Source organism: Enterobacter cloacae subsp. cloacae ATCC 13047 (assembly GCF_000025565.1).
Lineage (GTDB): Bacteria > Pseudomonadota > Gammaproteobacteria > Enterobacterales > Enterobacteriaceae > Enterobacter > Enterobacter cloacae.
Genome location: NC_014121.1, coordinates 4144892 through 4169884 on the forward strand (window position 1 = coordinate 4144892; position 24993 = coordinate 4169884).

At 59.4% G+C, this 24993-nt stretch carries 23 protein-coding genes and 1 pseudogene; 11 read left to right on the forward strand and 13 right to left on the reverse strand.

What is annotated here, in order from left to right; all coding sequences use genetic code 11:
• The first annotated feature begins 103 nt into the window (after nt 1-103).
• The 7 genes from srlA to gutQ all read left to right on the forward strand — a co-directional run bounded on the left by srlA (nt 104) and on the right by gutQ (nt 5014).
• A complete protein-coding gene (gene srlA / locus ECL_RS20165) occupies nt 104-667 on the forward strand; it encodes a PTS glucitol/sorbitol transporter subunit IIC (RefSeq protein ID WP_013098444.1) in 564 nt (187 codons plus the stop codon).
• Nucleotides 664-1623: a PTS glucitol/sorbitol transporter subunit IIB gene (gene srlE, locus ECL_RS20170; RefSeq protein WP_013098445.1), complete on the forward strand. Its 960-nt coding sequence runs from the start codon at nt 664-666 to the stop codon at nt 1621-1623. Before srlA ends, srlE begins: the two co-directional genes overlap by 4 nt.
• A 12-nt stretch (nt 1624-1635) precedes the next feature.
• Entirely contained in the window at nt 1636-1998 is a 363-nt protein-coding gene (gene srlB, locus ECL_RS20175) for a PTS glucitol/sorbitol transporter subunit IIA (protein ID WP_013098446.1), read from the forward strand.
• 14 nt (nt 1999-2012) lie between these two features.
• The gene (gene srlD, locus ECL_RS20180; RefSeq protein WP_013098447.1) at nt 2013-2792 is read left to right on the forward strand and encodes a sorbitol-6-phosphate dehydrogenase; all 780 of its coding nucleotides are present in this window, start codon (nt 2013-2015) and stop codon (nt 2790-2792) included.
• 67 nt (nt 2793-2859) lie between these two features.
• Nucleotides 2860-3219, forward strand: a complete 360-nt coding sequence (gene gutM, locus ECL_RS20185; RefSeq protein WP_013098448.1) for a transcriptional regulator GutM — start codon at nt 2860-2862, stop codon at nt 3217-3219.
• Nucleotides 3220-3282: 63 nt separating this feature from the next.
• A complete protein-coding gene (gene srlR / locus ECL_RS20190) occupies nt 3283-4056 on the forward strand; it encodes a glucitol operon DNA-binding transcriptional repressor SrlR (RefSeq protein ID WP_013098449.1) in 774 nt (257 codons plus the stop codon).
• Nucleotides 4049-5014 (forward strand): arabinose-5-phosphate isomerase GutQ, encoded by a 966-nt coding sequence (gutQ, locus tag ECL_RS20195; protein WP_013098450.1) that lies wholly within the window; start codon nt 4049-4051, stop codon nt 5012-5014. Before srlR ends, gutQ begins: the two co-directional genes overlap by 8 nt.
• On the opposite strand, the gene norR is transcribed toward gutQ, so the two are convergent.
• Entirely contained in the window at nt 5011-6525 is a 1515-nt protein-coding gene (gene norR / locus ECL_RS20200) for a nitric oxide reductase transcriptional regulator NorR (RefSeq protein ID WP_013098451.1), read from the reverse strand. The two genes, gutQ and norR, sit on opposite strands and share 4 nt — an antisense overlap.
• 184 nt (nt 6526-6709) lie before the next feature.
• On the opposite strand from norR, the gene norV reads away from it, so the two are divergent.
• A complete protein-coding gene (gene norV / locus ECL_RS20205) occupies nt 6710-8152 on the forward strand; it encodes an anaerobic nitric oxide reductase flavorubredoxin (protein WP_013098452.1) in 1443 nt (480 codons plus the stop codon).
• On the forward strand, nt 8149-9282 hold the full coding sequence (gene norW, locus ECL_RS20210; RefSeq protein WP_013098453.1) for an NADH:flavorubredoxin reductase NorW: 1134 nt from the start codon (nt 8149-8151) through the stop codon (nt 9280-9282). The genes norV and norW overlap by 4 nt, the downstream gene beginning before the upstream one ends.
• A 286-nt stretch (nt 9283-9568) precedes the next feature.
• Here the strand turns inward: norW and ECL_RS20215 are convergent, their stop codons facing one another.
• The 4 genes and pseudogenes from ECL_RS20215 to ECL_RS20230 form a co-directional block, all read right to left on the reverse strand.
• Nucleotides 9569-10591 (reverse strand): HoxN/HupN/NixA family nickel/cobalt transporter, encoded by a 1023-nt coding sequence (locus ECL_RS20215; RefSeq protein WP_013098454.1) that lies wholly within the window; start codon nt 10589-10591, stop codon nt 9569-9571.
• Between the two features lies 1 nt (nt 10592).
• Nucleotides 10593-12807 (reverse strand): annotated as a pseudogene (gene hypF / locus ECL_RS20220) (carbamoyltransferase HypF).
• Nucleotides 12808-12813: 6 nt separating this feature from the next.
• Nucleotides 12814-13359, reverse strand: a complete 546-nt coding sequence (gene hydN / locus ECL_RS20225; RefSeq protein WP_014833044.1) for an electron transport protein HydN — start codon at nt 13357-13359, stop codon at nt 12814-12816.
• 134 nt (nt 13360-13493) lie between these two features.
• On the reverse strand, nt 13494-14507 hold the full coding sequence (locus ECL_RS20230) for a LacI family DNA-binding transcriptional regulator (RefSeq protein WP_029883949.1): 1014 nt from the start codon (nt 14505-14507) through the stop codon (nt 13494-13496).
• Between the two features lie 215 nt (nt 14508-14722).
• On the opposite strand from ECL_RS20230, the gene ascF reads away from it, so the two are divergent.
• Nucleotides 14723-16174, forward strand: coding sequence for a PTS cellobiose/arbutin/salicin transporter subunit IIBC (ascF, locus tag ECL_RS20235; protein ID WP_013098459.1), 1452 nt, complete (start codon nt 14723-14725; stop codon nt 16172-16174).
• 18 nt (nt 16175-16192) lie between these two features.
• Nucleotides 16193-17617 (forward strand): 6-phospho-beta-glucosidase, encoded by a 1425-nt coding sequence (locus tag ECL_RS20240; protein ID WP_013098460.1) that lies wholly within the window; start codon nt 16193-16195, stop codon nt 17615-17617.
• A 67-nt stretch (nt 17618-17684) separates the two neighbouring features.
• Here the strand turns inward: ECL_RS20240 and hycI are convergent, their stop codons facing one another.
• Genes hycI through ECL_RS20280 form a run of 8 tightly spaced genes read right to left on the reverse strand, consistent with a single transcriptional unit; the run spans nt 17685 to nt 24946 of the window.
• Nucleotides 17685-18158 (reverse strand): hydrogenase maturation peptidase HycI, encoded by a 474-nt coding sequence (hycI, locus tag ECL_RS20245; protein WP_013098461.1) that lies wholly within the window; start codon nt 18156-18158, stop codon nt 17685-17687.
• The gene (locus ECL_RS20250; RefSeq protein WP_013098462.1) at nt 18151-18561 is read right to left on the reverse strand and encodes a formate hydrogenlyase maturation HycH family protein; all 411 of its coding nucleotides are present in this window, start codon (nt 18559-18561) and stop codon (nt 18151-18153) included. Before ECL_RS20250 ends, hycI begins: the two co-directional genes overlap by 8 nt.
• Nucleotides 18558-19325, reverse strand: coding sequence for an NADH-quinone oxidoreductase subunit B family protein (locus ECL_RS20255; RefSeq protein WP_013098463.1), 768 nt, complete (start codon nt 19323-19325; stop codon nt 18558-18560). The genes ECL_RS20250 and ECL_RS20255 overlap by 4 nt, the downstream gene beginning before the upstream one ends.
• Nucleotides 19325-19867 carry a formate hydrogenlyase complex iron-sulfur subunit gene (locus ECL_RS20260; RefSeq protein WP_013098464.1) on the reverse strand — a complete coding sequence of 181 codons (543 nt, stop codon included), beginning with the start codon at nt 19865-19867 and terminating at the stop codon, nt 19325-19327. The genes ECL_RS20255 and ECL_RS20260 overlap by 1 nt, the downstream gene beginning before the upstream one ends.
• A gap of 9 nt (nt 19868-19876) precedes the next feature.
• Entirely contained in the window at nt 19877-21586 is a 1710-nt protein-coding gene (hycE, locus tag ECL_RS20265) for a formate hydrogenlyase subunit HycE (RefSeq protein ID WP_013098465.1), read from the reverse strand.
• Nucleotides 21587-21601: 15 nt separating this feature from the next.
• Nucleotides 21602-22525, reverse strand: a complete 924-nt coding sequence (locus tag ECL_RS20270; RefSeq protein ID WP_013098466.1) for a respiratory chain complex I subunit 1 family protein — start codon at nt 22523-22525, stop codon at nt 21602-21604.
• 1 nt (nt 22526) lies between these two features.
• The gene (hycC, locus tag ECL_RS20275; RefSeq protein ID WP_013098467.1) at nt 22527-24341 is read right to left on the reverse strand and encodes a formate hydrogenlyase subunit 3; all 1815 of its coding nucleotides are present in this window, start codon (nt 24339-24341) and stop codon (nt 22527-22529) included.
• Nucleotides 24338-24946, reverse strand: coding sequence for a 4Fe-4S dicluster domain-containing protein (locus tag ECL_RS20280; RefSeq protein ID WP_013098468.1), 609 nt, complete (start codon nt 24944-24946; stop codon nt 24338-24340). Before ECL_RS20280 ends, hycC begins: the two co-directional genes overlap by 4 nt.
• Nucleotides 24947-24993: the final 47 nt, after the last annotated feature.

Below are 24993 nucleotides of genomic sequence, written 5' to 3' on the forward strand. Positions count from 1 at the left end.
TTTTTCTTTCATTGTGAGATCTGATTAACACTTTAAAACCTTTCAAAGTGATTATTATTAGTCCCGGTAATACAAAACAAGAAAAGCCTCACAGGAGAGAAGAATGATAGAAACCATCACCCACGGCGCCGAGTGGTTCATCGGGCTGTTTCAGAAAGGCGGAGAAGTCTTCACCGGCATGGTGACCGGGATCCTGCCCCTGCTGATCAGCCTGCTGGTGATCATGAACGCGCTGATTAATTTTATCGGCCAGCAACGCATTGAACGCTTCGCCCAACGCTGTGCCGGGAACCCGTTATCCCGTTACCTGCTGTTGCCCTGCATTGGAACCTTCGTTTTCTGCAACCCCATGACCTTAAGCCTCGGCCGCTTTATGCCAGAAAAATACAAGCCGAGTTATTACGCCGCCGCCTCATATAGCTGTCACTCCATGAACGGCCTGTTCCCGCATATCAACCCGGGGGAACTGTTTGTTTATCTCGGCATTGCCAGCGGCCTGACCACGCTTGGCCTGCCGCTCGGCCCACTGGCGGTGAGCTATCTGCTGGTCGGCCTGGTCACCAACTTCTTCCGTGGCTGGGTGACCGATCTCACCACCACCATTTTTGAGAAAAAAATGGGCATCCAGCTTGAGCAACGCGTTCATTTGTCAGGAGCCACAGCATGAGCCGGATCCGTATTGAGAAAGGCACGGGTGGCTGGGGCGGCCCGCTGGAGTTCGACGCCACCGAAGGCAAAAAAATCGTCTATATCACCGCAGGCACACGCCCGGCGATTGTCGACAAACTACGCGAGCTGACCGGCTGGGAAGCGGTCGACGGTTTCAAAGAAGGCGAACCACCGGAGGCGGAAATCGGCGTGGCAGTTATCGACTGCGGTGGCACCCTGCGCTGCGGCCTCTATCCGAAGCGTCGCATTCCGACGGTGAATATTCACTCCACCGGAAAATCAGGCCCGCTGGCGCAGTACATCCTCGAAGACATTTATGTCTCAGGCGTGAAGGAGGACAACATCACGCTGGTGAATGGTACGCCCGCGCCGCAAAAAGCCGCACCGCGTGATTACGACACCAGTAAGAAGATCACCGAGCAGAGCGACGGCCTGCTGGCGAAGGTCGGCATGGGAATGGGATCCGCCGTGGCGGTACTGTTCCAGTCCGGGCGCGACACCATCGACACGGTGCTAAAAACCATTCTGCCGTTTATGGCCTTCGTCTCCGCGTTAATCGGCATCATCATGGCCTCCGGTCTGGGAGACTGGATCGCCCACGGCCTCGCCCCGCTTGCCAGCCACCCGCTCGGTCTGGTGACGCTGGCGCTGATCTGCTCCTTCCCGCTGCTGTCGCCGTTCCTCGGCCCGGGGGCGGTGATTGCTCAGGTCATCGGCGTCCTGATTGGCGTGCAGATTGGTCTGGGCAACATTCCTCCGCACCTGGCTCTGCCTGCGCTGTTTGCCATTAACGCTCAGGCGGCCTGCGACTTCATTCCCGTTGGCCTGTCGCTGGCCGAAGCGCGCCAGGACACCGTACGCGTGGGCGTGCCGTCTGTGCTGGTCAGTCGTTTCCTGACGGGCGCACCGACGGTGCTGATTGCCTGGTTCGTTTCCGGCTTTATTTATCAATAAGAGGTTCCTGCGATGACCGTGATTTATCAGACCACCATCACCCGCATCGGCCAGAGCGCGGCCGATGCGCTCAGCGACCAGATGCTGATCACTTTCCGTGAAGGTGCACCGGCAGATATCGAAGAGTTTTGTTTTATCCACTGCCACGGCGAGCTGCACGGAGCGTTAAAGGCAGGAAGCCAGCTGGAGCTGGGTGACACCCGCTATGCCGTCACCGCCGTGGGCGACGTGGCCGAGCAAAACCTGCGCGAGCTGGGCCACATCACCCTGCGGTTCGATGGCCAGCCGCAGGCAGAGTATCCCGGCACGGTTCACGTGGAGGGGCCGGTTCCGCAGGCTGTTACCCCAGGCTGCACATTAAAATTTGTTGCGTAATTAAGGAGAGCGTTATGAGTCAGGTTGCCGTTGTCATTGGTGGAGGACAAACCTTAGGAGAGTTTCTCTGCCGTGGGCTTGCCGCAGAAGGTTACCGCGTGGCGGTAGTGGATATTCAGAGTGAGAAAGCCGCCCGCGTGGCGGATACCATCAACACCGAGTTTGGTGAGGGGATGGCGTACGGGTTTGGTGCCGATGCCACCAGCGAGCAGAGCGTCATGGCGCTGGCTCGCGGGGTAGACGAGATTTTTGGCCGTACCGACCTGCTGGTCTACAGCGCAGGGATCGCGAAAGCGGCGTTTATCAGCGATTTCGAACTGGGGGACTTTGACCGCTCGCTGCAGGTGAATCTGGTGGGTTACTTCCTCTGCGCCCGCGAGTTTTCCCGCCTGATGATCCGCGACGGCATTCAGGGGCGCATCATTCAGATCAACTCCAAATCGGGCAAAGTGGGCAGCAAGCATAACTCCGGCTACAGCGCGGCGAAATTTGGCGGCGTAGGGCTGACCCAGTCTCTGGCGCTGGATCTGGCCGAATACGGGATTACCGTTCACTCGCTGATGCTGGGCAACCTGCTGAAGTCGCCAATGTTCCAGTCGCTGCTACCTCAATATGCCACCAAGCTTGGCATCAAAGAAGACGAAGTGGAGCAGTACTACATCGACAAAGTGCCGCTGAAGCGCGGGTGCGACTATCAGGACGTGCTGAACATGCTGCTGTTTTACGCAAGCCCGAAAGCCTCGTACTGCACCGGCCAGTCGATTAACGTCACCGGTGGGCAGGTGATGTTCTGATCGAGCAGGCTGATGCCCTCACCCTCACCCTCTCCCACCGGGAGAGGGAATATAACAAGGAGCCGATATGGTAACCGCACTCATCACCGTCGCCGCCCTCGCCTGGATCTGCCAGATGGCATTTGGCGGCTGGCAGATCCATCAGTTTAACCGCGCGTTTGACGCCCTGTGCCAGAAGGGCCGCGTGGGCGTCGGGCGCTCCGGGGGGCGCTTTAAACCGCGCGTCGTGGTTGCAATTGCGCTGGATGAACAGAATCGGGTATGCGACTCCCTCATCATGCGCGGAATGACGGTGTTTGCCCGCCCGGTGAAAATTCAGGCAATTAACGGCATATCGTTGCAGGAATTACAGCCTGATGTGATCTTCCCCCACGATCCACTCTGTCAGAATGCACTATCATTAGCGCTTAAATTGAAACATGGATAATTTCGTTGTGAACGCGATAAGCTTGCGAAATTATCATTTCGCAACGTAAGGAACGAAGCGCCTATGAAACCTCGTCAGCGGCAGGCGGCCATTCTTGAGCATCTGCAAAAGCAGGGAAAATGCTCGGTAGAAGAGCTGGCCCACTACTTTGACACCACCGGCACAACGATACGCAAGGACCTGGTATTGCTCGAAAACGCAGGCGCGGTCATTCGAACCTACGGTGGGGTGATGCTCAACAAAGATGAAGCCGACCCACCTATCGATCACAAAACGCTGATCAACACCCACCAGAAAGCGCTGATTGCCGAAGCCGCCGTGAAATTTATCCATGATGGTGACTCCATTATTCTTGATGCGGGCAGCACCGTCCTGCAGATGATCCCGCTGCTCAACCGCTTTAACAACATCACGGTGATGACCAACAGTCTGCACATCGTCAACGCCCTGGCAGAGTTCGACAGCGAACAAACCATTCTGATGCCCGGCGGTACCTTCCGTAAAAAATCGGCGTCCTTTCACGGCCAGCTGGCGGAAAACGCCTTCGAGCACTTCAGCTTTGACAAACTGTTTATGGGCACCGACGGCATCGACCTGAACGCCGGTGTCACCACGTTCAACGAGGTGTTCAGCGTCAGTAAAGCCATGTGCAACGCCGCCCGGGAGGTGATTTTGATGGCGGATTCCTCGAAGTTTGGCCGTAAAAGCCCCAACATTGTCTGCAGCCTTGAAAGCGTCGATACGCTGATTACCGACGCAGGGATCGATCCGGCGTTCAAAAAAGCGCTGGAAGAGAAAGGCATCGATGTGATCGTAACGGGAGAAAAAGATGAGTGATTTTCTGTTAAACGCAGGCCGTCAGACCCTGATGCTGGAGCTACAGGAGGCCAGCCGCCTGCCGGAACGGCTGGGCGACGATTTTGTCCGCGCCGCCAACACCATCATCCAGTGTGAAGGCAAAGTGATTGTCTCCGGGATCGGCAAGTCCGGCCACATCGGCAAAAAAATTGCCGCAACGCTGGCGAGCACCGGGACACCGGCGTTCTTCGTGCACCCGGCTGAAGCCCTGCACGGCGATCTGGGGATGATTGAAAGCCGTGACGTGATGCTGTTTATCTCCTACTCCGGCTCGGCCAAAGAGCTGGACCTCATCATCCCGCGCCTGCAGGAAAAATCGATCGCCCTGCTGGCCATGACCGGTAAATCCCGTTCGCCGCTGGCGCTGGCGGCCAAAGCGGTGCTGGATATTGCCGTGGAGCGCGAAGCCTGCCCGATGCACCTCGCCCCCACCTCCAGCACCGTCAACACCCTGATGATGGGCGACGCGCTGGCAATGGCGGTGATGCAGGCGCGCGGTTTCAATGAAGAAGATTTCGCCCGTTCACACCCTGCCGGGGCGCTCGGCGCACGGCTGCTGAATAATGTTCACCACCTGATGCGCTCTGGCGATGCCATCCCGCAGGTCAAACTCGATACCAGCGTGATGGACGCGATGCTGGAGCTGAGCCGCACCGGGCTGGGGCTGGTCGCCGTCTGCGACGATACGCGCCAGGTTAAAGGCGTCTTTACCGACGGCGACCTGCGCCGCTGGCTGGTGGGCGGCGGTAAGCTGGAGGCACGCGTTTCAGAAGCGATGACCTCTGGCGGGTTAACGCTGAATGCCAACAGCCGCGCCATTGAAGCCAAAGAGGTGCTGATGAAACGTAAAATCACCGCCGCGCCGGTGGTGGATGACGCTGGCCGCCTGTGCGGCGCCATCAACCTGCAGGATTTCTACCAGGCAGGCATTATTTAACCCTTCAGTCCCAGACGCTTCGCCAGCCGGTGCAGGTTGGCGACGTCCATTTCCAGCGCCCGCGCGCACGCCGCCCAACTCCGGTTGTTCTGTTCCAGCGCGCGGGTAATCATCTGACGCTGAAATTCTTCCGTCGCTTCACGCAGATTCTCGTTCACGCTTTCAGGCGCAGCGGGCTTCACGGACGGTATATTTTCATCATGCAGGGCAAAATGGCGCGCATGAATCACGATTTTATCCCCCGAGCGCGTCGCCCGCGCCAGCACCACCGCGCGATGGATGGCGTGCTCCAGCTCGCGTACGTTACCCGGCCAGCCGTAGGTCAGCAGATGGCCTCGCGCCCCCGGGCTTAATACCACGCGCGACAAGCCCATTTTGAGCCGACACTGTTCGCAGAAAAAACCCGCCAGCAGCACCACATCGTCCCCACGCTCGCGCAGCGGCGGCACGGTAAGCGGAAAAACACTCAGACGATGGAACAGATCGGCGCGGAAATTGCCGTTCAGCACCGCTTCGCGCAGGTCGCGGTTGGTTGCCGCCAGCACGCGCACGTTGACCCGTAAGCTGCGGTCGTCTCCCACGCGCTGAATATCACCGTACTGTAATACGCGCAGCAGCTTGGCCTGCAGCGACAGCGAAAGCTCGCCTATTTCATCGAGGAACAGCGTGCCGTTATCGGCCATTTCAAACTTGCCGCTGCGGTTGCTGATGGCCCCGGTAAATGCCCCTTTGACGTGACCAAACAGCTCGCTTTCCGCCACGCTTTCCGGCAGTGCGGCGCAGTTAAGGTAGACCAGCGGGTTGGCCGCACGCGGTGAAGCTTCGTGAATGGATTTCGCCACCAGCTCTTTACCGGTGCCGGTCTCACCGAAGATCAGCACGTTCAAATCGGATGCCGCGACGATCTCAATCTCTTTTTTGAGTTGTACCATGCCTGGCGAGAGGCCAATCATCTCCGTATGCGCGACCTGTTCAAACGCCGCCGGGCTGCCGGGAAGAATATTCTGGCTCTCCAGCTGTTCAATCAGCAGAGCATTGTTCAGCGCCCCGGCCGCCAGGGCCGCAATCAGGCGCAGCTCCTCGTCGCTGAAGGTATCGAACTGGTCCGGCGACATGCCGTCGAGGGTCAGCGCCCCAATCAGGTTTTGTCCGGCAAACAGCGGCAGGCCGATACAGGCGTGCACCTTCAGGCTCTCCTGCCCGGGTATAAGGCCGTCGTACGGGTCGGGCAGATCGCTGTCTGCCGGAAAACGCACCACGTCACCCGCCCGGGCGATGGTCTCCAGCCGCGGGTGGCCTTCCAGCGTAAAGCGTCGCCCGAGCACGTCCTGCGCCAGCCCGTCGATGGCCAGCGGAATAAACTGCCGTCCCTCGTAGCGCAGCAGCGCCGAAGCATCACAGTCCAGCACGTGGCGCAGCGTGGAGATCAGCCGCTGAAAACGATCCTGATGCCCGATGCCGGTTTGCAGTTCAATGGCGATTTTCGCCAGCACGTCTACGGAAAAGCTCATGTCTGCCTCGCTGTCATTTTGACAATACATAGTGTCATATTGACATCTTTAACGATAGTCATAATGACTACCCACTCCAGGGCATAACAAATTTAATCCATAAAAATCAATAAAATAAAAGTTGGCACGCAAGTTGATATAGACAAAACAACTTATTCAACACGCCGTATTATTTGAGGTTGCTATGTCTATTCTGGTTAAAAATAACATTCATTGGGTTGGTCAACGTGACTGGGAAGTGCGTGATTTTCACGGAACGGAATATAAAACGCTGCGCGGCAGCAGCTATAACAGCTATCTCATTCGTGAAGGTAAAAACGTACTGATCGATACCGTCGATCATAAATTCAGCCGCGAGTTCGTGCAGAACCTGCGCAGTGAAATCGATCTGAACGACATCGACTACATCATCATCAACCACGCGGAAGAGGATCACGCCGGGGCGTTGACCGAGTTGATGTCCCACATTCCGGATACCCCGATCTACTGCACCACCAACGCCATCGACTCCATCAACGGTCACCATCACCATCCGGAGTGGAACTTCCACACCGTGAAAACCGGCGACACGCTGGATATTGGTAACGGCAAACAGCTGATCTTCGTGGAAACCCCGATGCTGCACTGGCCGGACAGCATGATGACCTACCTGACCGGCGACGCGGTGCTGTTCAGCAACGACGCCTTTGGTCAGCACTACTGCGACGAGCGCCTGTTTAACGATGAAGTGGATCAGACCGAGCTGTTTGAACAGTGCCAGCGCTACTACGCCAACATCCTGACTCCGTTCAGCCGTCTGGTGACGCCCAAAATCACCGAGATCCTCGGCTTCAACCTGCCGGTGGATATGATTGCCACCTCCCACGGCGTGGTATGGCGTGAAAACCCAACCCAGATCGTTGAGCTGTACCTGAAATGGGCGGCGGATTATCAGGAAGACCGCATCACGATTTTCTACGACACCATGTCCAACAACACCCGCATGATGGCAGACGCCATCGCCCAGGGTATCAACGAGGTGGACCCGAACGTGGCGGTGAAAATCTTCAACGTGGCGCGCAGCGATAAAAACGAGATCCTCACCAACGTCTTCCGCTCTAAGGGCGTGCTGGTGGGCACCTCCACCATGAACAACGTGATGATGCCGAAAATTGCTGGCCTGGTGGAAGAGATGACCGGCCTGCGCTTCCGTAACAAACGTGCCAGCGCCTTTGGCTCCCACGGCTGGAGCGGCGGCGCGGTAGATCGTCTCTCCACCCGCCTGCAGGATGCCGGTTTTGAGATGTCCATGAGCCTGAAGGCCAAATGGCGCCCGGATCTTGACGCGCTGGAAGTCTGTCGTCAGCACGGCCGCGATATTGCTCGTCAGTGGGCGCTTGCACCGCTTCCTGAGGCCGCAGCACTCCCCGCCGAACAGCCGCAAACCTGTGCCGGGGCAGCCAGCGCCGATCTCGGTCCACGCATGCAGTGCAGCGTCTGCCAGTGGATCTACGACCCGGAACTGGGCGAGCCGTTGCAGGACGTGGCTCCAGGTACGCCGTGGAGTGAGGTGCCGGACAACTTCCTCTGCCCGGAATGTTCCCTCGGAAAAGACGTCTTTGACGAACTGGCAACGGAGGCAAAATGAGCAACGGTATCGTCATCATCGGCTCGGGCTTTGCCGCCCGCCAGCTGGTGAAAAATATCCGCAAACAGGACGCTAACGTGCCGCTGACGATGATCGCGGCCGACAGCATGGACGAGTACAACAAGCCCGATTTAAGCCATGTGATTAGCCTGAACCAGCGCGCCGACGATCTCACCCGCCAGACGGCGGGGGAGTTCGCGGAGCAGTTCAACCTGCGTCTGTTTCCGTACACCTGGGTCACCGATATTGACGCCGATGCCCACGTGGTAAAAGCGAAAGATAAAACCTGGCAGTACGACAAGCTGGTGCTGGCGACGGGGGCCTCTGCGTTCGTGCCGCCGGTTACCGGCCGCGAGCTGATGATGACGCTTAACAGCCAGCAGGAGTATCGGGCCAGCGAAACGCAGCTTCGTGATGCAAAACGGGTAATGATTGTTGGCGGCGGTTTGATTGGCACCGAGCTGGCAATGGATTTTTGTCGGGCGGGTAAAGCCGTCACCCTGGTCGACCACGCGGCAAGCATTCTGTCGGCCTTGATGCCTGCAGAAGTAAGCAGTCGCTTACAGCACCGTCTGACCGACATGGGCGTGCATCTGCTGTTGAAATCGCAACTGCAACATCTGAGCGAAACCGAAGGCGGCATTCGCGCGACGCTTGACCGCCATCGCAGCCTGGAAGTCGATGTGGTGGTTGCCGCGACGGGGTTGCGCCCGGAAACGGCGCTGGCGCACCGCGCAGGCGCTGAAACAGGCCGTGGCGTGAAGGTGAATAGCTACCTGCAAACCACGCAACCCGACATTTACGCCCTGGGGGACTGCGCGGAAATCAACGGCCAGGTACTGCCTTTCCTGCAGCCGATCCAACTTAGCGCCATGTATCTGGCAAAAAACCTGCTCGGCAACAGCGCGCCGCTGAAATTACCGGCCATGCTGGTGAAGGTGAAAACGCCAGCGTTGCCGCTGCATCTGGCAGGTGAAACCCAGCGCCAGGACCTGAACTGGCAGATCGCTGTGGAAGCTCAGGGAATGGTCGCGCGCGGCTCTGACGCCGATGGCCAGCTCCGCGCCTTCGTGGTTAGCGAAGATCGGATGAAGGAGGCTTTCGCGCTACTGAAATCGCTGCCCGCTTAACCCTTAACCTTTTACCACGCTTACTTAACCCTGGGATTTTATTATCCGCAGCCCCGATGTCCCGGGGCTTTTTTTTACGTAATCTATTAGCAAGATAAATACAAAAGAGGTAAATCATCGCCATCTGTCCTTAACTTATTATTTTACTGAATATAAAAGAGTTAAAACCTTCATAAACAGCAAGATATGCATTCCATTTTTCCAGCAAAACGGCACCCTGCTTCGCTTTACCGGAACGACATCATGGCGATTTTACCCCTCAAACACAATGGTTTTAGCGCAGCGCTCAGGAATGTATGACCAGCGCGTCGTAGCCGCGCCAGCGATAGTTGATCATGGAGATCAGCCAGCAGGCGACAAACAGCCCAACCACCACAAAACCGGCGTTGCCGAGGTTATCGTTGACGGCACCAATGCGATCCCAGATGCCGCCGCTGAGGGCAAATTTATCCATCAGCAGCCCCAGCGCTTCCAGCCCGCCGATAAACACCGCCACCACCACAGAGGTACCGGTAATGGTCATGTTGTAGTAGAGCTTGCGCTGCGGCTTGTTAAATGCCCAACCGTAAGCCCCCACCATCAACAGGTTGTCGAGGGTATCCACCAGCGCCATGCCGCTGGCGAAAAGCGCCGGGAAGATCATGATTGACCACACCGACATACCGTTTGAGGCGCTGGCGGCAGAGATCCCGAGCACGCCGATTTCAGTGGCGGTATCAAAACCAAGCCCGAACAGAAAACCGACCAGATACATCTGCCAGCTTTTGTTGACCAGGCGGAAAGTCGCGCCAAACAGCCAGTTCATTACTCCGCCCTGCGCCGGGAGCGAGATGTCTCCCTGCACCGCCTGCCCGTTTTTCAGCGCCTGAAAATTGCGCCAGACACCGCGTAAAATCACCATATTGACTAACGCCATCGCCAGCAGGAACGTCGCGGAGACGGCCGTGCCAATCAGGCTGCCGGTTTCATGAAACCAGGCCATATTTTTCTGAAAAGCGGTCGCCGTCGCGGCAATGGCGATGGAGGCCAGCACCACAATGGTGGAGTGCCCCAGTGAGAACCACGCCCCGACACCAGAGGGGCGCTTGCCCTGCTGCATCATCTTGCGTGTCACGGTATCAATGGCCGCGATGTGGTCAGCATCCACCGCGTGACGCAACCCATAGCACCAGGCAAGCAGGCTTGCGGCCATTAACGCAGAACTGCTGCTAAAGGCGTTCCACGCCCAGCCCCACGCCAGAAGATTAGCCATTACCAGCGCCAGCAGCAGGAGCGCGGCGCGAGGTTCATTGCGTAAGCGTCGTAACATTTTACATCCTTTTTGAACATGACCGGGCTGCGGCAACCACCGCCTGCCCGAAGGAGATAGCCCCGTCACCCGCAGGCAGATGATGGGGAAAAAGAAGCGTGAAATCAGAGAGGTGTACCCGCAGACGCGCCCGCAGCAGGCGGTTATGCAACACGCCGCCGCTGAAACAGACGGTAGAGAGCGACAGGCGTCGGGCATGGTGTCGGGCTAACGCCGCCAGCCCTTTTGCCAGCGCGTCGTGAAAGGCCCACGCGCGCTCACAGGGTTGCGCCTGCCAGGCCAGCCACTGCCGCCAGAAGAACGCAAGGTTTTCAACCTGAAGCGTCACCGGGTGCTCAACACCCGGGCACTGCGCGGCCAGCGCCTCCAGCCTGCAGGCGGCTTCGCCTTCATAGCGTTGTGTTTCAATACCCAGAGCACAGGCCACCGCATCAAACAACCGCCCGCAGGACGACGCCAGCGGCGCGTTAAGGCCGCGCTGAACGGCGGTCGCTAAAAGCGGCCAGTTTTGCGAACGTACGGCACGGGTTTCCGGGTAGCGTTGCCAGTCAGGAACAAACGCCAGGCAGTGTGCCAGCAGATTTCGCCAGGGCTGCATGGCCGCGAGATCGCCGCCCGGCATCGCCACGGCGGGCAGGCCGCCCAGATGCTCGCACTCAAGGTAGTTCACCCGCAGACACTCCCCGCCCCACAGCGCGCCGTGCTCGCCCATGCCGATCCCGTCCAGCGTCAGGGCGATGGCGTCGCCACCGTCGAGCGGCCAGCCGTTTTCGGCAAGGCAGGCCGCGGCATGCGCGTGATGATGCAGTACGGTATCGACCGGCAGCGCCTGCTCCTGTGCCCAGTGCCGGGCGTGATAGCCAGGATGGGCATCGCACACCAGCCGCTCTGGCTGAAAGGCGTAGATCTGCTGCATCAACGACAGTGCTGAACGCCACTGGGCCTCGACACCGTCGTCACTGAGATCGCCAAAATGCTGGCTCAGCACCGCCTGGTTACCGCGCACCAGACAGAAGGTATTCTTCATGTCGGCACCGGTCGCCAGAATAGAGGGAACAGGGCTAAAACCGGCGGGTAACGTGATGGCATCCGGCACGAAACCGCGCGCCCGACGCAGCATGGCCCCGTCCTGATCCAGTACGGAATCGTCCATCCGCTGCAGGATGTCGCGGTTATGGAGCAGAAAACCGTCAGCAATCTCTGCGAGCTGTTCCAGTGCCTGTGGATTACTGATGGCAGGCGGTCTGCCGCTGAGGTTGCCGGAGGTCATCACCAGCGGGCGTTGCGTCTCCTGCATCAGCAAATGCTGCAGCGGATTGGCCGGGAGCATCACACCGAGGCTATCCAGGCCCGGCGCGATGTCGTCCGGAAAGGTCGGCAGCCAGGCTTTAGGGATCAGCACGATGGGCGCGGCAGGCGAGCGCAGCCGTGTTTGCACCGGCTGCGGAAGGCCGTCGGCGCTGGGGATCATCACCGCCAGCGGTTTCCCCGGACGCTGTTTACGTGCCCGCAGCGTTGCCACCGCCTGCGGGTTAAGCGCGTCGCAGGCCAGATGAAATCCGCCCAGCCCTTTGATAGCCACAATGCCACCGTTTTTCAGCATCTGCACCGCCGCGTTCAGCGCCAGCTCGCGGGTGACAACCCGATCGGCCGCACGCCACTCAAGCTCAGGGCCGCAGTCCGGGCAAGCCACGGGCTGGGCGTGAAAACGTCGGTCCGCAGGGTTGCGGTATTCCGTTTCGCACGGCGAGCAGAGCGGGAATGGCGCCATGGCCGTGGCCGGGCGGTCATACGGCATGGCGCGGATAATGGTAAAACGCGGGCCGCAGTGGGTGCAGTTAATAAACGGGTAACGATAGCGGCGCTCGTGCGGATCGTTCATCTCCGCAAGGCACGCGACAGGTGGCGGCATCCGGTACAATCTGGGTGTCCATTGCCCCGCCCGCGCTGTGGCGAATGGTGAATGTCTCCGGCAGCGTTGACCAGTGGAACGGCTGCGTGTCGATACTCTCGATGCGCGCCAGCGGCGGGCAGTCCTGGCGCAGCCTCGCGGTGAAATGCCCCCCATTACCCGCGAGGCGCACCAGCACGCCCTCTCCGTCGTTGCAGACATCGCCGGTCAACTGCAGCGCCTGAGCCAGTTGCCAGACGAAGGGCCGAAAGCCCACGCCCTGCACCTTGCCACGCACCCGCAACTGTACGCCGTTACCGCCCATGACGGATCAGAACAGCAGAGATGAGGTGGTATCGAACGCTGCGCGACGGCGCTTTTCGGCGCTCATCTGCTCGAGCTTATCGCGATCCACGCAAACCAGTGCGTGTGTCGGGCAGGCCTCCATACAGGCCGGACCGGCGTCACGGTGATAGCAAAGATCGCATTTGTTGGCTTCGGCTTTTTCCGCCCGCACATTCAGCCCCATGCCGCTGTTGCGGACCACCGGACGAACCACCACCTCCATCGCGCCATACGGGCAGGCGACCACGCAGGTTTTACAGCCGATACAGCGCGCCTGCATCACATGCACAAAGCCTTTTTCACGTTTGATTGCACCGTTAGGGCAGACGTTGGCGCACGGCGCGTCTTCGCACTGACGGCAGATAGCGGCGGTGGAAATATTCACGCCTTTGATGACGTGGATCCGCGGCAAAAAGGTCTCTGGCGTAAGCGAAGCGCAATCCTGCTCCGCCTGATGAGACACCACGCACGCCACTTCACAGGTACGGCAGCCAATGCATTTACTGGCATCAGCCATAATAAAACGGTTCATCTGCTTCTCCAGCATTACAGTCATGCGCGGAGATATTCATAAACCGTGCCAGTTTTTAACTCGTTGATTTATAGTGATTTAGAAAATGTCGCGGGGGCTGTCATCGTCACTTCTGACGATGACAGCTGTCGACATCAGCGGTGCGGGCCGTCGATGACAGAGTCGCGCAGGATAAGCTCACCCGAGAAGGTTTGCTGATATTTAAACTCGCCGCCGTCGAGCATAAAAATCAGGCGGCTGATGGTCTCTTTAATCATCTCCGTAACCGGAATACGCACGCTGGAGAGCGAGGGCACGATGTAGGGCGCAATCGCCACATCGTCGAAGCCTACCACCGACACCGCATCAGGCGTGGCGACGCCGCTGTCGTGAAGCTGTTTCATGGCGCCAATCGCCATATCGTCGTTACTCGCCACCAGCGCGGTAAAGGTTTCGCCGCGCGAGAGCAGCTCAGACACGGCCGCCGCGCCGCTGGCCGGGTTCCATTTGCCGTGGGCGATCAGCGTCGGACGCAGCGGGATCTGGTGTTGCGCCAGGGCGTCTTTGTAGCCAGAAAGACGCTCCACGCCCGTGGGCGAATCCAGCGAGCCGGTGATAAACGCAATGTCACGGTGCCCTTTCTCAATCAGCTGTGACACCGCTTCCTGACAGGAGGCTTTATGATCTGACCAGACGCTGTGGCTGCTGTTTTTACGCAGGCGACGGTTCAGTACCATGATCGGCTGCTCGTATTTCTCGACGATCTCGTCCATCTCTTCCACGCTCAGGAAACGCGGATAGATAATGACCGCGTCACAGCGCATATCAAGCAGGTACTGGATGGCTTCGCGCTCTTCATCGGCGCTGTGCTTGCCGTCCGCCAGGATCAGCTGCCGCCCTTTCTCTTCCGTCATGCGGGCGGCGTGAAACAGCAACTCACTAAAATAGACGCCGTGATACAGGGTGTTGGTCACCACCAGTCCCAGCGTCTGGGTGCGTTTGGTCGCCAGGTTGCGCGCCAGCAAATTGGGGCGATAGCCGCTCTCTTCGATGGCCTGAAACACCCGGTCTTTGGTCTCCTGGCTGACATAGCCATTCCCCGACAGCACCCGGGAAACCGTCGCTTTCGAAACGCCTGCCCGCTTCGCCACTTCAAGCATCGTGGTCATGTTGTTATTCCCTTTCATACTGATGGCACGCAGTGTACTGCACTGCAAAACAATTGTCGCAACGACGCGCTCACGCTTTTTGAACCGTCTGGTGATCGCCATCACGAAATGAAAAAATGGTCAAAATGCGATCTTGTTTCATTCAAAGAAACTCATGATGATTATGTGGAACCGGTTTCCTACATACTCTCACAACGACAACAGGATCACATCCGATGGCCAAAAATTATGCCGCGCTGGCGCAAGACGTTGTCAGCGCGCTTGGCGGCAAAGACAACATCGTCGCCGTCACCCATTGCATGACGCGACTGCGTTTCGTCCTGAAAGACGAAACCGCTACCGATACCGCACGCCTGAAAAATATCAGCGGCGTACTGGGCGTGGTACGTAACGACAACCAGTGCCAGGTGATTATCGGCAATACCGTTTCTCAGGCTTACCGTGAGGTGGTGAGCCTGCTGCCAACCGACCTGCAGCCTGCCGTACCGGAAGGCCCACAGAAATTGACCCTGCGCCGCATCGGTGCCGGGATCCTCGACGCGCTGATTGGCACCATGTCGCCGCTGATCCCGGCGATCATCGGCGGCTCGATGGTCAAGCTGCTGGCGATGATCCTTGAGATGACCGGCGTGCTGGAGAAAGGCGCGCCGACGCTCACCATTTTGACCGTCATCGGCGACGGGGCGTTCTTCTTCCTGCCGCTGATGGTGGCAGCATCTGCCGCCGTGAAATTCAAAACCAACATGTCGCTGGCGATCGCCATTGCAGGCGTGCTGGTGCACCCGAGCTTTATCGAGTTGATGGCGAAAGCCGCGCAGGGTGAGCACGTCGAATTCGCGTTTATCCCGGTGACGGCGGTGAAATACACCTACACCGTGATCCCGGCGCTGGTGATGACCTGGTGCCTGTCGTATATCGAACGCTGGGTGGATCGCATTACGCCTGCGGTGACGAAAAACTTCCTCAAGCCGATGCTGATCGTGCTGATTGCCGCCCCGCTCGCCATCGTGCTGATTGGGCCGCTGGGGATCTGGATCGGCAGCGCCATCTCCGCGCTGGTTTACACCATTCACGGCTATCTGGGCTGGCTCTCCGTGGCGATCATGGGCGCGCTCTGGCCGCTGCTGGTCATGACCGGGATGCACCGCGTCTTTACCCCGACTATCATTCAGACCATTGCCGAAACGGGTAAAGAGGGAATGGTGATGCCGTCGGAAATCGGTGCCAACCTGTCGCTCGGCGGTTCATCCCTGGCGGTGGCATGGAAAACGAAAAACCCGGAGCTGCGCCAGACGGCGCTGGCCGCGGCGGCTTCCGCCATCATGGCGGGCATCTCTGAACCGGCGCTGTATGGCGTGGCGGTTCGCCTGAAACGCCCGCTGATTGCCAGCCTGATTAGCGGCTTTATCTGTGGCGCGGTGGCCGGTATTGCGGGGCTTGCCAGCCACTCAATGGCGGCGCCGGGGCTGTTTACCAGCGTGCAGTTCTTCGATCCGGCCAACCCGATGACCATTGTCTGGGTATTCGGCGTCATGGCGCTGGCGGTCGTGCTCTCCTTCGTGCTGACCCTGATATTAGGCTTTGAAGATATCCCGGTCGAAGACGAGGCTGAAAAAGCCCGCGCCCTGCAGAGCGCGCCGGTGCAGGCCAAAACCGCACAAGTTTAACCGTATAACGAGGTAGAAATGTCTGTTTTTCCACAAGGATTTTTATGGGGCGGCGCGCTTGCCGCCAACCAGAGCGAAGGCGCTTACCGTGAAGGCGGCAAAGGGCTGACCACGGTCGACATGATCCCTCACGGCGCAAACCGCCTGGCGGTGAAGCTTGGTAAGGAAAAGCGTTTTTCGCTGCGTGACGACGAGTTTTACCCAAGCCACGAGGCGATCGATTTTTACCATCGCTACAAAGAGGACATCGCCCTGATGGCGGAGATGGGCTTTACGGTGTTCCGCACCTCGATTGCCTGGGGCCGCCTCTATCCGAACGGCGACGAACCGCTGCCGAATAAAGAGGGCATTGCCTTCTATCGCGCGGTGTTTGAAGAGTGCAAAAAGTACAACATTGAGCCGCTGGTCACCCTGTGCCACTTCGACGTGCCGATGCATCTGGTGACGGAGTATGGCTCCTGGCGCAACCGCAAGATGGTCGATTTCTTTGCCCGCTACGCCCGCACCTGTTTCGAAGAATTTAACGGTCTGGTGAAATACTGGCTCACCTTCAACGAGATCAACATCATGCTGCACAGCCCGTTCTCCGGCGCGGGGCTGGTGTTCGAAGAAGGTGAAAACGAAGATCAGGTGAAATACCAGGCCGCGCACCACGAGCTGGTCGCAAGCGCGCTGGCGACCAAAATCGCCCACGAGGTAAACCCGGAAAACCAGGTTGGCTGCATGCTGGCGGGCGGGAATTTCTACCCTTACTCCTGCAAGCCGGAAGACGTATGGATGGCGCTGGACAAGGACCGCGAGAACCTGTTCTTTATCGACGTGCAGGCGCGCGGCAGCTATCCGGCCTACTCCGCCCGCGTGTTCCGCGAAAAAGGGGTGGTGATTGTGAAAGATCCGGGCGACGACGAAATGCTGAAAAACACCGTCGATTTTGTATCGTTCAGCTATTACGCCTCACGCTGCGCGTCGGCCGATATGAACGCGAACAATACCAATGCGGCGAACATCGTCAAATCCCTGCGCAACCCGCATATTCAGGTGAGCGAATGGGGCTGGGGCATCGATCCGCTCGGCCTGCGCATCACCATGAACATGATGTACGACCGTTATCAGAAACCGCTGTTCCTGGTGGAAAACGGCCTCGGCGCAAAAGATGTCATTGATGAAAACGGCGAAATTAACGATGACTACCGCATCAGCTATCTGCGCGAGCATATCCGCGCGATGGGCGATGCCATTGAGGACGGTGTGCCGCTGATGGGCTATACCACCTGGGGCTGCATTGACCTGGTGGCGGCCTCAACGGGCGAAATGAGCAAGCGCTACGGGTTTGTCTACGTTGACCGCGACGATGCCGGAAACGGCACGCTGGAGCGCAAACGCAAGAAATCGTTCTGGTGGTATAAGAAGGTGATTGCGAGTAACGGGGGGGATCTGGCGTAGCCTGTTGCTTCCCCCTCACCCCGGCCCTCTCCCCACAGGGGAGAGGGTGTATTTTGTCCCCTATCCCCTATGGGGAGAGGGTTAGGGTGAGGGGCTGGAACCCACCCTTTCCAACCCACCCCGCAAGCCGTGAATAGACCACTTCCACCGCGGCTTTCACCGGGGGTGTCATCGGGTAATAAAATCCGACGATGTCCGGCTGAATGCCCAGAAACAGCACCTCGCCCACGTCCTCTTTGATCTGATCCACCAGATAGTTAAGCGGCATATTATGCGTGGTCATCATGAACATGTCGGCAATGTCGTCCGGGTCGATCAGGCGGATGTCCCCCGGGTTCAGCCCCATATCCGTAGCATCGACAATCAACAGCCGATCAGGGTGCAGCTCGCGGATGGCCACCACGTCGTTTTCCGGCGCGCTGCCGCCGTCAATCACCACCCAGTTGCCCTGCGGGTTCGCGGCACACATCTCTGCCAGCAGCGGGCCTGCGCCGTCGTCGCCCATCATGCTGTTGCCGACACACAGTAAAACGTCAGTCACGTAATCTCCTCACCATCAGGTAGATGGCACTTTCCTGATGAATATCATGCAGCATGCTGAGCAGCGTTTTGCTCCACACCTGCTGTTCGGGGGTTTGCCGTTTCAGCGCCGCGTCAAACGCGTTCGCCAGCATCGCAATATGGTTGGCGTCGATAACGATCTCACCGTACTTCGGTACCCCTTCCATTTTGCGCCGCGCCGTACTGCCCTCTTCCAGCGTGGCGATCCACGCCAGATAGTCGGACCACGGGCAGCTCAGCGCCGCCTCCAGGCAGTCGATCACCCCGAGGTGATGCCCAATCGCCAGGCTGTAATAGACCACCTGCTGCGCCGCGTCCGGCGTGGCATCGTTCTCATCAATAAATTTACGGCTCAGCTGACTGAACACCACCGTCTCACTCATCGTATACGCGCCTCATCCACAATGCTGTTCAGGTTCGCCACAATCTCATTAAGACGCGGGTCGTTTTCCGCCTCCAGCCAGCGCGCCACCTGGTGCTCGCCCTGGCTCAGCAGGCGCAGGTAATCGTCGGCAATCTGACGGCCATAGCGATAGCCCGCCAGCCTGCGCGCCGTGCGGTCGACCTTCACCCGCAGCGGCTGCACCATGTCCGGGTGCAGGATCATCGCAGGCTGATTGTCGGGTTCACCCGGTTCACGGGCATGGATTTTCTGCTCCAGCAGGCCGAGCGCCATGGCAAAGCCATACAGCGTGGCGGCAGGCGTCGGCGGACAGCCCGGAATGTAGACGTCCACCGGCACGATTTTGTCGGTGCCGCCCCACACGCAGTAGAGGTCGTGGAAGATGCCGCCGCTGTTACCGCACGCCCCATAGGAGATACAGATTTTCGGATCGGGCGTAGACTGCCAGGCGCGCAGCGCGGGCGAGCGCATGGCGCGGGTGACGGCCCCGGTGAACAGCAGAATGTCGGCATGACGCGGAGACGGCACCACTTTGATGCCGAAGCGTTCGGCGTCAAACAGCGGTGACAGCGTGGCGAAGATCTCAATCTCGCAGCCGTTGCAGCCGCCGCAGTCCACGCGGTAAACGTAGGCCGAGCGTTTGATTTTTTTCAACAGCGACGCCTTCATGCTGGCGATGGACTCCTCCACCGTCATTGGCACCGGAATGCCCCGCTCGTCGCGCGGACCGAGTAAGTTTTCCATCAGCTGGCCTCTCTCATATGACGGGTGATATCGATGCGGTCGGACGGCAGCAGGCATTTCTGCCGTTTGCATTCCGGGCAGGTTTCAAAGCTTTCGCGATGATGCTCCGCGCGGGCATCGCCGTTGTGCTTAAGCAGCGCGATGGCATAGTCGATCTCTTTTTGCACGGCGAACGGACGTTTGCAGACGCGGCAGTTACACAGGGCAAAACGCGACTGCTGCAAAAAGTCCTCTTTCTTCCACACCGCCAGCTCGTACTCCTGAGACAGACGAATGGCGACCGTCGGGCAAACCTCTTCGCAGCGGCCGCAGAAGATGCAGCGACCGAGGTTAAACTGCCAGGCCAGTTCGCCGGTTTTCAGATCCGTTTCCACCGTCAGGGCATTCGACGGACAGGCGTTGACGCAGGCCGCACAGCCGATGCACTGCTGCGGGTTGTGCTCCGGCTTGCCGCGGAAGTTTTTATCCACCGGCATCGGCTCCAGCGGGTAGCGGCTGGTGGGCGTGCCGGTTTTGATCACTTTTTTGATAAAGGTAAACATGACGAGTCCTTATTTCAGCGGCGAGTTCTTACGCTCGATGCTGTAGCGCTCAAGCTCTTTGTACGGCACCACCTGGCTTTTCTTCTTGCGCACGTCCACCACGGTCATGCGGTCGGTGCAGGAGTAGCACGGGTCGAGGCTGCCGATGATCAGCGGCGCGTCGGAGACCGTGTTGCCGCGCAGCATATAGCGCAGGGTTGGCCAGTTGGCGTAGGTGGCCGCACGGCAGCGCCAGCGATAAAGCTTCTGGTTATCGCCGGTCATGCTCCAGTGGATGTCGTCCCCGCGCGGCGCTTCGGCAAAGCCGAGGGCAAAGCGGTTCGGGATGTAGGTGAAGCCCTCCACCATCAGCGGGCCGCCCGGCAGGTTATCGAGCCCAAAGTCGATCATATTCAGCGCGGTGAAGACCTCGTTGATACGGACCTTCAGGCGGGAGATGACGTCGCAGCCCTGTTCGCTGTGTACGGTCATTGGCAGCAGGCCGTAACCAACAAACGGGTGATCGGCGCGGGTGTCGCGGGCGTGGCCGCTGGCGCGCACCATCGGGCCAACGTTGCTGAAGTCGCGGGCGATTTCCGGATCAAGACGGCCGATCCCCACGGTACGCTGCTCGATGTTGGGCGTGCTGAGCAGCATATCCACCAGCTCCTGCACGTCGCGACGCATCTGCTGTGCCAGCTGTCGGGTCTGGATCATGTCGTTTTTAAGCAGGTCACGGCGGATCCCACCGATCAGGTTCAGACCGTAGGTTTTACGCGCCCCGGTGAGGATCTCCGCCATCTTCATCGACGCCTCGCGCACGCGGAAGAACTGCATAAATCCGGAGTCGAAACCGACAAAGTGACAGGCCAGACCGAGATTCAGCAGGTGCGAGTGCAGACGTTCCACTTCCAGCAAAATGGCGCGGATCATCTGCGCGCGCTCCGGCACCACGATCCCCATGCCGTTCTCCACCGAGGTGGTATAGGCGGTGCTGTGGGCGAAGCCGCAGATGCCGCACACGCGGTCCGAGAGGAATGTCACCTCGTTATAGCCCATCCGGGTTTCCGCCAGCTTCTCCATTCCGCGATGGACGTAGAACAGGCGGTAGTCGGCGTCGATAATGTTTTCGCCATCAACAAACAGGCGGAAGTGGCCAGGTTCATCAGAGGTGACGTGCAGCGGGCCAATCGGCACCACATTGTTCTTTTTGTTGCCGAGTTCGTTAATGAACTCGTAGGTTTCGCTGTCAGTGGTCGGGGCCGGACGCTGGCGGTAATCCATGCTGTCCTTGCGCAGCGGATACAGTTCGTCCGGCCAGTCGTCCGGCAGCACCAGGCGGCGTTCATCCGGCAGCCCCACCGGCACCAGGCCATACATGTCACGCACTTCGCGCTCGCCCCAGACGGCGGCAGGCACGCGGGGCGTGACGGACGGGTACTCCGGCTTGTTCGGGTCGACTTCCACGCGTACGGTAAGCCAGCACTTCTCGCCCTTCTCCATCGACATCACGTAGTACACCGCGTAATTGCCGCACAGCTGACGCTCGTCATTGCCGAACAGCACCGACAGCCAGCCACCCTGCTGGTAGTAAAGAAATTCCACCACTTCCGGCAGATAGTTCACCTTAATGGTGACGGTTACCTGGTCTTTGGTCTGCCATCCTTCATCCAGCACAACACCCGGAAAAGCCTGATGCAACGCGGCGAGATACTGCTGACCTTTCTTTTCTTCAGACATAAATACTCTCTTTAATCACGCCACCAGCAAGGAGACGAACGCTAAAAATGCAAAACCAAAACCGGCCCAGGTGATGCGCGAGGTCGCGACAAAGCGCAGACGTGCCATGCTGTTTTCAAACAGGGCAATCACCAGCACGCCGACCAGCAACTTGAGCGCGGCAACCACCACGGCCAATACCAGCCCCCCAGCGGAGAAGTGCGTCATCTGCCCCCACGGGAAGAAGACGCCAACAAACATCTGCAGGACCACCAGCTGCTTAAGGCTGATGCCCCACTTAAGCACCGCAAAGCCGTAGCCGCTGTATTCGGTGAGCGGCCCTTCCTGCAGCTCCTGCTCGGCTTCTGCGAGGTCAAACGGCAATTTGCCCATCTCAATAAAGGTGGCGAACGCGCAGGCGCAAAGGGCCAGCACCAGCGGGAGGGTACGTGACACCGGCCAGTGGTAAACGGTGTGGGTGATAAAGCTGATATGGGTGGAACCCGCGACCTGCGCGGCCACCCACAGCCCCAGCAGCAGGATCGGTTCGACCAGCACGCCCAGCATCGCCTCGCGGCTGGCGCCGATACCGGTAAACGGGCTGCCGGTATCCAGGCCCGCAATAGCAAAGAAGAAGCGGGCAATGGCGAAGAGGTAAATCAGCGTAATCAGATCCCCAAGTGCAGGCAGCGGCGAGCCCACCGTCACCACCGGCAGCGCGGTGGCGATGGTCAGCATCACGCCGACCATCACGAACGGCGTCAGGCGGAAGACCCAGCCTGCGGCATCCGGCGCCACGCTCTGGCGGGAGAGCAGCTTGAAGAGATCGCGGTACTCCTGGAGCACGCCAGGCCCGCGACGGTTGTGCATCCGGGCGCGCGCCACGCGCGTGATGCCCGACAGCAGTGGCGCAACGGCGAACAGCACCAGCGCCTGAAGTATTGCCAGTAACAGACTCATGTCAGGCTCCTCGTGAAATCACAATGACCACCAGCACCGCCAGTTCGATCAGCGCCAGACGGCGGAACAGCGCAGGTACGGCGGCGCTCTGCCAGCCCGGCATCCAGCCCACCGGGTTCAGCCAGTGGCGCAGCTTCAGCACGGCAGCGAAGTTCTCTTTCACCGGCATGGCAAAACCGTGGGCGGTGATGACCATCGATTGTTCGTGTTCGTAGCCGCAGGCCCAGGCCGCCCCGCGCGAGCGGGAGGGGAGTCGGTCGCGCCTGAAGAACAGCATCAGCACAAACGGCAGCAGCGGTGCAGCAATCAGCAACAGCGCCATCATCGGCTGGGAGACGGTGGTATGCGCAAGGGTCAGCGGCAGTGGAATGACGTTACCCAGCAGCGGCAGCAGCCATGGGGCGGCGACCCCGCCCGCGATGCAGCACAGCGCCAGCGCGACCACGCTGGCACACATCAGTATCGGGGCGCAGCAGGCGTTTTCCGCTTCCCGCGTGCGCGGTGCGCCGAGGAAGGTGACGCCGTAGACTTTTGCCATACACATCACCGCCAGCGCCCCGGTTATCGCCAGCCCAACCGCCAGCAGCGGGCCGAGCAGCCGGGCGATAAAGGCGTCGCTCTGACCGAGCGCGAAGAAGGACTGGTAGATCACCCACTCGCCCGCAAAGCCGTTCAGCGGCGGCAACGCGGCCATCGCCATCAGCCCGACCAGCATGGCGAGAGAAATCACCGGCATCTTTTTACCAATGCCGCCGAGTTTTTCGATATCCCGATGACCGGTACGGAACCAGACGCTGCCCGCGCCCAGGAACAGGGTGCTTTTAAACAGGCTGTGGTTAACGAGGTGATACAGCCCCCCGATAAACCCGGCGGCAATCAGCGCCGGTTGATTAAGTGCCAGGCCGGTCACGCCTGCGCCGATGCCGAGCAGGATAATGCCGATATTTTCCAGGGTGTGGTACGCCAGCAGACGCTGAATGTTGTGCTCCATCAGCGCATACAGCCCGCCGACAAAGGCGGTAACCATACCTGCGATAAGCAGCGCGACACCCCACCACAGCGGCGGCTGGCCGCCGGTCAGGGTGATCGTCAGAATGCCGAACAGACCGACTTTCATCACCACGGTGGAAAACAGCGCGGCGGCGGGTGCAGATGCATTCGCGTGCGCCTGCGGCACCCAGCCGTGCAGAGGGATGATCCCGGCCAGCAGGCCAAAGCCCACCACGCCCAGCAGCCAGACGTCATTTCCCAGCGGCTGACCGTTAAGCGCTGCGAAGTCGAGCGTGCCGAAACGTTGCCACACCAGCCAGCAGGCCAGCGCCAGCAGCAGCGTGCCGAGGCGACCGAGCGCAAACCACAGCTTGCCGGAGGCGCTACATCCCGTCAGGAATACGCCGCAGAGCGCCATGATCTCCGCCATCACCACCAGCGCGCCGAGGTTGCTGGCAATGACGGTGCAGACCGCCGACGCCAGCAGCAGGTTAACCAGCAGACCATTCGCGCGGGTGTGCTGATGGCGGTGCCAGTCAATATTGAACAGGCTGATAAACACCCCGCACAGGCCAAAAGTCACCAGCCAGATGGCGTTCAGCGGCGTGAGCTGAACGGTATGACGGACGATCGGAATCATTGCTTCGGCGGTCTGGCCGCTGAGTAACACTGCCGTACCTGCTGCCAGCGTCATCAGGCTGCCCACCGCCCCGCCGATACCGGCGATCCAGCCGCTCAGGGTTTTATGGAATGACAGGAGCCACGCCAGCACAGCAGCGGCGGCAAAGTACGCCACGGCGCTGTTAATCATGAATATCGCGTTCATTTCGCCCCCTCGTTAAGCGCCTGAAGCAGAGAAAGATCGCCGACGTCGGTATTAATGGTCAGCTCGCGCTTGCGTTTGCTGGTGCGGGCAATATCGCGAATGTTGACCAGAATCAGCGCTTTGGTCGGGCAGGTGCGCACGCAGGCCGGGCCCTGCTCATCGAAGCTGCACAGGTCGCACTTCACCGCCACCGCACGCACGCCGGGCACCCAGTCAAGCAGCGTACTGACACGTGCCGGAGCCGGGGGAGCAGGTGGCGCTTTTGGAGTATTGGCATTCGCCGGAATATGCAGCGGACGGCTGCCGGAAAATTCAATCGCACCGAACGGGCAGGCTATGCCGCACAGCTTGCAGCTCACGCACAGGCTTTCGTTCAGCTGTACCGCGCCGTCAACGCGGGTGATGGCATTCACCGGGCAGACACCTGCGCACGGCGCATCTTCACAGTGGTGGCAGAGCTGCGGGGCAGACTCTTTTTCATTACGCATGACGCGCAGGCGCGGCATGGACTGGAGCCCGTGCAGGCGGTGCGTTTCCGAACAGGCCGCCTCACAGGTTCGACAGCCAATACAGACCGTCGAGTCAGCAATTACAAAACGGTTCACCGGGTCATCCTCTGGTGATAGTCATTTTTGACGAAAAACTGTCATGT

Excerpts from the sequence above, each read along its gene's own strand:
- srlA (WP_013098444.1), top strand. The coding sequence starts at position 104 with ATGATAGAAACCATCACCCACGGCGCCGAGTGGTTCATCGGGCTGTTT.
- srlE (WP_013098445.1), top strand. The coding sequence starts at position 664 with ATGAGCCGGATCCGTATTGAGAAAGGCACGGGTGGCTGGGGCGGCCCG.
- srlB (WP_013098446.1), top strand. The coding sequence starts at position 1,636 with ATGACCGTGATTTATCAGACCACCATCACCCGCATCGGCCAGAGCGCG.
- srlD (WP_013098447.1), top strand. The coding sequence starts at position 2,013 with ATGAGTCAGGTTGCCGTTGTCATTGGTGGAGGACAAACCTTAGGAGAG.
- gutM (WP_013098448.1), top strand. The coding sequence starts at position 2,860 with ATGGTAACCGCACTCATCACCGTCGCCGCCCTCGCCTGGATCTGCCAG.
- srlR (WP_013098449.1), top strand. The coding sequence starts at position 3,283 with ATGAAACCTCGTCAGCGGCAGGCGGCCATTCTTGAGCATCTGCAAAAG.
- gutQ (WP_013098450.1), top strand. The coding sequence starts at position 4,049 with ATGAGTGATTTTCTGTTAAACGCAGGCCGTCAGACCCTGATGCTGGAG.
- norR (WP_013098451.1), bottom strand. The coding sequence starts at position 6,525 with ATGAGCTTTTCCGTAGACGTGCTGGCGAAAATCGCCATTGAACTGCAA.
- norV (WP_013098452.1), top strand. The coding sequence starts at position 6,710 with ATGTCTATTCTGGTTAAAAATAACATTCATTGGGTTGGTCAACGTGAC.
- norW (WP_013098453.1), top strand. The coding sequence starts at position 8,149 with ATGAGCAACGGTATCGTCATCATCGGCTCGGGCTTTGCCGCCCGCCAG.
- ECL_RS20215 (WP_013098454.1), bottom strand. The coding sequence starts at position 10,591 with ATGTTACGACGCTTACGCAATGAACCTCGCGCCGCGCTCCTGCTGCTG.
- hydN (WP_014833044.1), bottom strand. The coding sequence starts at position 13,359 with ATGAACCGTTTTATTATGGCTGATGCCAGTAAATGCATTGGCTGCCGT.
- ECL_RS20230 (WP_029883949.1), bottom strand. The coding sequence starts at position 14,507 with ATGACCACGATGCTTGAAGTGGCGAAGCGGGCAGGCGTTTCGAAAGCG.
- ascF (WP_013098459.1), top strand. The coding sequence starts at position 14,723 with ATGGCCAAAAATTATGCCGCGCTGGCGCAAGACGTTGTCAGCGCGCTT.
- ECL_RS20240 (WP_013098460.1), top strand. The coding sequence starts at position 16,193 with ATGTCTGTTTTTCCACAAGGATTTTTATGGGGCGGCGCGCTTGCCGCC.
- ECL_RS20250 (WP_013098462.1), bottom strand. The coding sequence starts at position 18,561 with ATGAGTGAGACGGTGGTGTTCAGTCAGCTGAGCCGTAAATTTATTGAT.
- ECL_RS20255 (WP_013098463.1), bottom strand. The coding sequence starts at position 19,325 with ATGGAAAACTTACTCGGTCCGCGCGACGAGCGGGGCATTCCGGTGCCA.
- ECL_RS20260 (WP_013098464.1), bottom strand. The coding sequence starts at position 19,867 with ATGTTTACCTTTATCAAAAAAGTGATCAAAACCGGCACGCCCACCAGC.
- hycE (WP_013098465.1), bottom strand. The coding sequence starts at position 21,586 with ATGTCTGAAGAAAAGAAAGGTCAGCAGTATCTCGCCGCGTTGCATCAG.
- ECL_RS20270 (WP_013098466.1), bottom strand. The coding sequence starts at position 22,525 with ATGAGTCTGTTACTGGCAATACTTCAGGCGCTGGTGCTGTTCGCCGTT.
- hycC (WP_013098467.1), bottom strand. The coding sequence starts at position 24,341 with ATGAACGCGATATTCATGATTAACAGCGCCGTGGCGTACTTTGCCGCC.